This window comes from Corynebacterium minutissimum (genome assembly GCF_000805675.1).
Classification (GTDB): Bacteria; Actinomycetota; Actinomycetes; order Mycobacteriales; family Mycobacteriaceae; genus Corynebacterium; species Corynebacterium minutissimum.
The window spans coordinates 1-7,654 of record NZ_JSEF01000022.1 but is presented as its reverse complement, the minus strand read 5'-3'; the positions used below and the strand labels follow the sequence as shown (position 1 = coordinate 7,654).

2 protein-coding genes and 1 pseudogene are annotated in these 7,654 nt (G+C 55.9%); all 3 read right to left on the bottom strand.

The genetic code is table 11. From position 1 onward, the window contains the following. On the bottom strand, positions 1-2,687 hold a 2,687-nt coding region (locus NX84_RS12860), incomplete at its 3' end, for a VaFE repeat-containing surface-anchored protein (protein WP_156126965.1). 652 nt (positions 2,688-3,339) lie between these two features. Then, on the bottom strand, positions 3,340-4,689 hold the full coding sequence (purT, locus tag NX84_RS12185) for a formate-dependent phosphoribosylglycinamide formyltransferase (RefSeq protein WP_082013978.1): 1,350 nt from the start codon (positions 4,687-4,689) through the stop codon (positions 3,340-3,342). A 229-nt stretch (positions 4,690-4,918) separates the two neighbouring features. Then, a pseudogene (locus NX84_RS13035) lies at positions 4,919-7,654 on the bottom strand (hypothetical protein); the annotation flags it as partial.

Genomic DNA, 7,654 nt, shown 5'->3' with positions numbered 1-7,654 from the left:
TCACACGGATCATTCGGAGTCGTAGACTCACCCGGCTTACCCGGAATGGTGGATTCGCCCGGCTTATTCGGGGTGGTCTCCTCACCCGGCTCACCCGGCTTATTCGGAGTAGTCTCCTCACCCGGCTTCTCCGGGGTCGTGGACTCACAGGTCTCCTCACCCGGCTTCTCCGGGGTCGTCGACTCAGATGGCTCCTCCTCAGAGGTCACAGTCTGATCCTCGTCGTTGATGTCCTCGTGAGTGGTGATCTCATTTCCGTCACCCTCGTTATTCGGAACATCCTTACCGGTTTCATCAACCTGCTTGGAGTACAGCTTCTCGAATGCAACCGCAGCCTCAACTACGCCCTCAAGGTCCTCATTGACCTTGATGTCAACAACAACCTCACCTGCAGAAGTCTTCGGGCTGAAGGTCAGGTCACCATGACCAATAACAGCATGCTCACCGTTAGCGTCAGCAGCCTTGTTACGCAGCTCTGCCTTAAGGGTGTACTCCTTACCCGGAACCAAATCAGTGTAGGAAACAGTGTCCTTAACTACAACGCCGGCAGCAACCTGCTTAGCATTGTCGAATTCAGCCTTGGTCTTAATCGACGGGTTCAGCTCGGAAGTCACAGTCTGATCCTCGTCGTTGATGTCCTCGTGCTTAGCAATCTCCTTCTCCTCGTTGGAGCCGGAGATGTCGTTGCCACCCTTGTCTACCTCGGAGGAGAACAGCTTCTCAAAAGCAACCGCTGCGGTAGCTCCATCCTTGGCGTTGTCATTAACGATAATCTCAACGTCCTCAGAGCCAGCAGACTTCTCTGCAGTGAAGTTGTGGGTAGCCTCACCCAGAACAGTGGTGCCGTCCTCCTTAGAGATCAGCTTTGCCTTTAGGGTGTAGTTCTTGCCAGGAACAAGGTCCATATACGTCACGGTGTCGATAACCGTGGCACCCTCAACAACGCGGTTACCGTCCTTGAACTTGGCCGTCGTACCGATTTCAGGGTTCCAGACAGTGTTAACGGTCTGTGCCTCGTCGGTAATGTCCTCGTGGTTGGCAATCTCCTTCTCCTCGCCGGAGCCGGAGATGTCGTTGCCATCCTTGTCTACCTCGGAAGAGAAGAGCTTCTCGAAAGCAACGGCAGCAGCGATCGGGGACTCGAGCTGTTTATCGACGTTAATCTTTACCTCAACGTCGCCGGACTCAGCTTCCGCAGTGAATTCCTGCGAGCCGGTACCAACAACAGCGTGCTCGCCATTAGCGTTAGCGTCAACAGCCTTGTTACGAAGTTCGGCCTTCAGGGTGTACTTCTTACCCGGAACCAGGTCCTCGTAATGAACCGTGTCAATAACGGTTGCGCCAGCAACAACCTGCTGCTTGTCACCATCAAACTTGGCCTGGGTCTTGATCTCCGGCTTGAGCGGCTTCTCCTGCTGAGAAGTCGTAGGGGTCGGCTCCGGACCTACGTCAGTAGTCGGGGTCGGAGTCGGTTCCTCAGTAGACTCAGTCGACGTCTCCTTGGTGGTCGTCTTTTCCGTGGTATCGGAAGTCGTCTCCTCGCCAGGCGTCGTCGACTCAGGCGCGGTCGTCTCGCCCTCAGACGGGTTTTCAGAAGTCGTTACCGTTACAGTAGTCGTTTCCGAATTGGGTGTGCTTTCCGACGTCGTCGGCTCCGGAACTTCGTCAGTATTCGAAGTCGTAGTGGTCTCTTCAGTCGTCGGCTCGTCTGAGGTTTCAGACGTAGTTTCCTCGGTAGTCTGCTCATCGGTCGTCGACGGCTCAGACGGTTCGGTCGTCTCCTCCGTCGTCGGCTGGTCAGAAGACGTCGTTTCCGTTACAGAAGAAGACGGCTCAGGTTCAGTGCTTTCTGACGGAGATGGATACGGGTTAGGATCGTTCTCTTCATCAGTGCCCGGGTTGTGTCCACCATCGCCCGGAAGGCCAGGCTGATCAATCGGGACCACACGCTGACCACCGCCAGTGTGGAAACGGGTTTCACCGTTGGGGCCGACGACGGTAATGAACGCATCCATCGGCTGCTCGGGGATCGTTACCGAAGGATCAACCTCAAACTGGTCATCAAGATATCGCGTGTCATCCATTACGATGCGAAGACCCGTAAGCTGCGTAAATTCATCAGAATTTCCGTCAAATCCACGAAGTGGACGGACCGTTTGAGGATTCTGCCCCGGTTCGTTTGCGCGGAGAAACTTAATCGCAGCAGCCCTACCGGAAGCATCAGAAATGATTGCAGTTAGGTAGACGCTGTATTTGTAGGCAAGCGCCTTATCGCCCGCTGCCGTCGCATCGCGCATCTTCATCGCTAGACCGATTGCGGCATTCTGATACTTCGGGTCATCGAAGCGAATCGCGCCTGCCTCGGACCTCAGGTATCGACCACTCTTACGCATTGGATCAGCGATGGTGTAATCGATACACCAACCCCAACCGACATCGTTGTTCTGGTTGGTATTAATTGCCCCTGCTGGCGGCTTACCAGCCCACACGAGCGTGCCCCAGCTGTCATCGCCACCAAGCTTCTTTGCTTCGGCGCCAAGATCATAGTCCGGCTTGAAGTCAGTAGGCTCCGCAGCCCCCGCCTTCACGCCAGGAACGGCAATCATGGCCGCAATTACCGCAATGGCAGTCAGCACTGCGGTAAAGACCATCCACCCCTCTCTGGAGATGTTTCGTAATCTACTCATTGTTTCCTCTTCGGATGTTGCAAACTCTTACAATTTATTCTGCGCAGCGTCCGGACGGATGCTGAGAATATCTGAAATCTTGACGTGGCATTTCCACCCTGACCGGCATAACCACCTTCAGACTCTCGATCTACTCTTAAAGTCCACTCAGGAGAATATCATCGCGCACAGGTTCCTGCAAGATTGGTGATTCTTCTATAAATTTCGCTTATAGCAGTGGAAAGTCGGCAAACCCGCATGTAAATCGGCATGGTAGCACCTTTAAATCGTGCCGTTAGTCATAATGTTCGATACGTTGTTGACATATCGACATTCTCAGTTTTAGGAAACCTGATTAAGTTAGAGTTCTCTCGTCTTAATTTCTCAACTCAGATTTTCTAAGCTTTAGCAGGGGTTAGTATGTGCAAATTTCAACCAAATATGAACAGCATCGCGGACATTAGGACACTGAGCGAACATGAAGCTCAGTAAGGAGGGGCACAAAGGTTAGTTGAAACTTCGGTTTTTAGTAGAACACCCTTTCCCTCAAGTGAGTCGAATTCCCCACCTGTGGACTCCCTTGAGGTAGACAAGAAGCGGCCGCGCATACCGCGCAACCGCTTAAAAAATTCCTGCACACATCTACACCCAAGGGTGTAGTGCTACCTCCCCGTTAGTCGTCGGCAGACCTGGTGAGCTTGGGATCGACGTCGATGACGGGCTCGGCGACTTCGATGACGTCGATGTCGGTAGCGGAGGCGTCGTCAGGCGAGAGCTTTTCGGAGGGACCCTGAGCAAACTCGCTCTGGCTTGGCCCCACAGTAATCTTAGAAGACGCTAAGGCGGCCCTGTCGCGGGCGGTCTCAACGTCCTCAGCAGTCGTAGCCACCATCCCCATGCGGCGGCCTGAATACGCCCACGGCTTACCAAACAGACGCACGTCGGTCTCCTCATAAGCCATGGCAGCATCGAGGCCGGAATACGAGACGTCGTCAAGCTCAGCATCAGCGTGGAGAATGACCGCAGCACCGGGACTGACCAACGTGACGTCAATGGGAAGGCCCAACATGGCGCGCACGTGCAAATCAAACTCAGAGAAACGCTGGGTATAGTCCGTCAGCATCGCCGTATCCAACGGGCGTGGCGAGACGGAGGAGAAGTACACGTCATCGCCAGCCACGAAGAGCTCTACGCCGTACACGCCGCGTCCTCCCAACTCATTGGAGATGCGCGCGGCCACGGAACGTGCATTCGCCAGCGCATCCTCACTCATTGCCATGGGCTGCCAGGACTCCACCAGGTCACCCTTTTCGTGACGGTGACCAATAGGCTCACTAAACCACGTGGCCATCTTGCCCGTGGCCGGGTCAATGGAGCGCACCGCCAGGAGCGTGACCTCATAATCAAAGTCCACGAAGCGCTCCACCACCACGCGCTTATTATCTGAGGACACGTGGCGCACCATGGACCAGGCCTCCTCTACGTCCTCCTCTTCCTTAAGAAGGACGTGGCCCTTGCCGGAGGTCGTGATATCCGGCTTCACAATGCACGGCAGGCCCAACTCCTCCACCGCCTGCTGCAGCTCCTCAGGGGACTCCGCAAAGCGATAGCCGGACACAGGCAAGCCGATGCTCTCAGCCACGCCACGAACACTCTCCCGCGATTGGGTCAGCGCGCACGCACGCGCGGAAGGCACCACTGTGGCCCCCAGTTCTTCCTCCACGCGCTCGAGCGCTTCGATCGCCACTGTCTCCACCTCGGGGACGACGTAGTCCGGCTTGATTCGCTCAGTAAGCTCCCACACCTTCTGCGGGTCCCTAATGTCTGCGATGTAACTAAAGTGCGCGAGCTGCTGCGCGGGTGCTCCTGCGTAGCGGTCCACGGCGTGAACCTCGAGCCCTAAATTTTGGAAGGCCATTGCCAGCTGCTTACCCAGCTCACCCGCCCCTAGCAACAGCACCTTGGTAGCGGTTGCTGTGAGTGGGGTGCCGATGCGGCCTGCGTTATCGCCTGCGGTAGTCATTCTCGAATTATCGCACACATTTGACGCTGTGCTGCTTGGCGACGTCCCCCCGTCCCCCACCATTCCCTAACGCGTAGCGCCTACGTGATCACCTACGCGATCACCAAAGCCCCCTTTCCTCACCGCAGGGTATCGGTGGGAAAAGGGGGCTCGGTGTCTACAGTCTGACCTTTAGCGTGTCAGCCGGCCACGTTGGGCCGGCTGGCCCTCGGTTATCGCGGTCTTCCTCTTACTTGGAGGAACCTTCCTCATCAGCACCCGGTGCACACGCATCAGCCAACAGGCCGATAGCCAGAGCACCAGCAGCAATCAGAGCCACAGCACCAGCAGCCTGGTGGTAATCAGCACCGAAACGCTTCAGCTGCGCATCAATACCAGCCATCTGCTTAGCCAACGGACCATTAAAGGTGTTGGTCTGCTGCTGCAGACGCATGTTCAGGTCCTGAATCTGCTTGTTAATCGGAGCCAAGAAGTCCGACAGACCCGGAATATTCATCTGGGAAGCCAGACCAACCGGAATCAGGAACAACAGCGGCAGGCCAATACCCATACCAGTGTTGATGCAACGCTCAGACAGGTTAGAAGAACCATTTCCGTCAGGGGTATCACCCGGCTCAGAAGGCTTGCCCGGCTCGGCAGGCTTACCCGGCTTGGAGTCAGCATCATTCGGATCAGTCGGCTTACCGTCATTCTTAGAACCGGTTACCTCATCACCATCTTCGGTGCCGTCACCATCAGAGTCAGGGTTGGTCGGGTCAGTCGGAGCACCGTTGTCACCCGGCTTAACCTTGTTGCCGTCCTTATCGAACGGGTTCTCAGAACCATCAACCTCAGCACCATCCTTAATGCCATCACCATCGGTGTCAGCCTTATTCGGATCGGTACCAAGCTCCTTCTCCTGATCGTCAGTCAGACCATCACCATCGGAGTCCTTGCCCTTCTTGTCATCGCCCGGCTTGGTCGGCGGAACCGGCCAGGACGGACCCCACGGAAGACCCGGAATCATCGGCTTCTTCGGCTTCTTCGGCTTAGAGTTCGGGTCATTCGGATCAGTCGGCTTGCCCTTGTTCTTAGAACCAGTGACCTCGTCACCATCATTGGTGCCATCACCATCAGTATCAGCCTTGGTCGGGTCAGTAGGAGCACCCTTCTCACCCGGCTTGACCTTGTTGCCGTCCTTATCGAACGGGTTCTTCGAACCGTCTACCTCGTCACCGTCGTCGATACCGTCATCATCGGTGTCAGCCTTATTCGGATCGGTACCAAGCTCCTTCTCCTTATCATCGGGCAGGCCATCACCATCAGTATCCTTCTGGTCATCCTCACTCGGCTTGGAGTTCGGGTCATTCGGATCGGTCGGAGCAGGCTTGCCGTCCTTGTCCTTGTTGTTGACCTCAGAACCATCATTGTGGCCGTCACCATCAGTATCAGGCTTGGTCGGATCCGTCGGAGCACCGTTCTCACCCGGCTTAACCTTGTTGCCGTCCTTATCGAACGGGTTCTTCGAACCGTCTACCTCATCACCGTCGTCGATACCGTCATCATCGGTGTCAGCCTTATTCGGATCGGTACCAAGCTCCTTCTCCTTATCATCGGGCAGGCCATCACCATCAGTATCCTTCTGGTCATCCTCACCCGGCTTGGAGTTCGGGTCATTCGGATCCGTCGGAGCAGGCTTGCCGTCCTTGTCCTTGTTGTTGACCTCAGAACCATCATTGTGGCCGTCACCATCAGTATCAGGCTTGGTCGGATCCGTCGGAGCACCGTTCTCACCCGGCTTAACCTTGTTGCCGTCCTTATCGAACGGGTTCTTAGAACCGTCTACCTCATCACCGTCGTTGATACCGTCATCATCGGTGTCAGCCTTATTCGGATCGGTACCAAGCTCCTTCTCCTTATCGTCGGTCAGACCGTCGTTATCGGAGTCCTTCTTGCCATCAGACGGCTTGTCGTCCTCGTCACCTGGCTTGTCCTCAGCCTCAATCAGATCGGCGACATCGTTGCCGTTCCTGTCGGTGATACCGGTGTCGCCAAGGCCGTCTTCGTCCTTGTCTTCAACCTTGCCCTCAGGAACCTCAGACTCCTCAGCGTTGGACTTGCCGTCCTTGTCGCTGTCCTCGTCACCATCATTGGTACCGTTGCCATCGGTGTCCGGGTTCAGCGGATTAAGGCCGGCTTCCTTCTCATCATCGTTGGACACACCGTCGCCATCAGCGTCCGGGTCCTCAGAGTTGATGATGCCGTCGCCGTCCTTATCACCCTTCGGACCATCCTCATCATCCTTGTCGATGATGTCCGGGATACCGTCGCCATCCTTATCGGTGGTCTTATCCTCATCCGGGTTGGACTCATCCTTGTTCGGCTTGCCGTCACCATCGGTGTCCTCGTCACCATCATTGGTGCCGTCACCATCGGTATCCGGGTTATACGGATCGGTACCGGCAGCCTTCTCGTCAGAGTTATTGACACCATCATTATCGATGTCCGGATCAACAGCATCCGGCTTGCCGTCACCATCAGTGTCGTTGGTCAGCGGGCCATCGGTGATGTCAGCCTCGCCGTCCTCCGGATCCTTATCGGTAACACCGGTATCACCAAGGCCGTCGCCGTCCTTGTCTTCAACCTTGCCCTCAGGAACCTCGGACTCATCCTTGTTCTTCTTGCCGTCACCATCGGTGTCCTCGTCACCATCCTCGGTGCCGTCACCATCAGTATCCGGGTTCAGCGGATCTAGGCCGGCTTCCTTCTCATCAGCATTGGACACACCGTCGCCATCAGCATCCGGGTCCTCAGCGTTGATGATGTCGTCGCCGTCCTTATCACCCTTCGGACCATCCTCATCATCACGGTCAATGATGTCCGGGATGCCATCACCATCCTTATCGGTGATCTTGTCCTCATCCGGGTTGGACTCGTCCTTGTTCGGCTTACCATCACCGTCGGTGTCCTCGTCACCATCATTGGT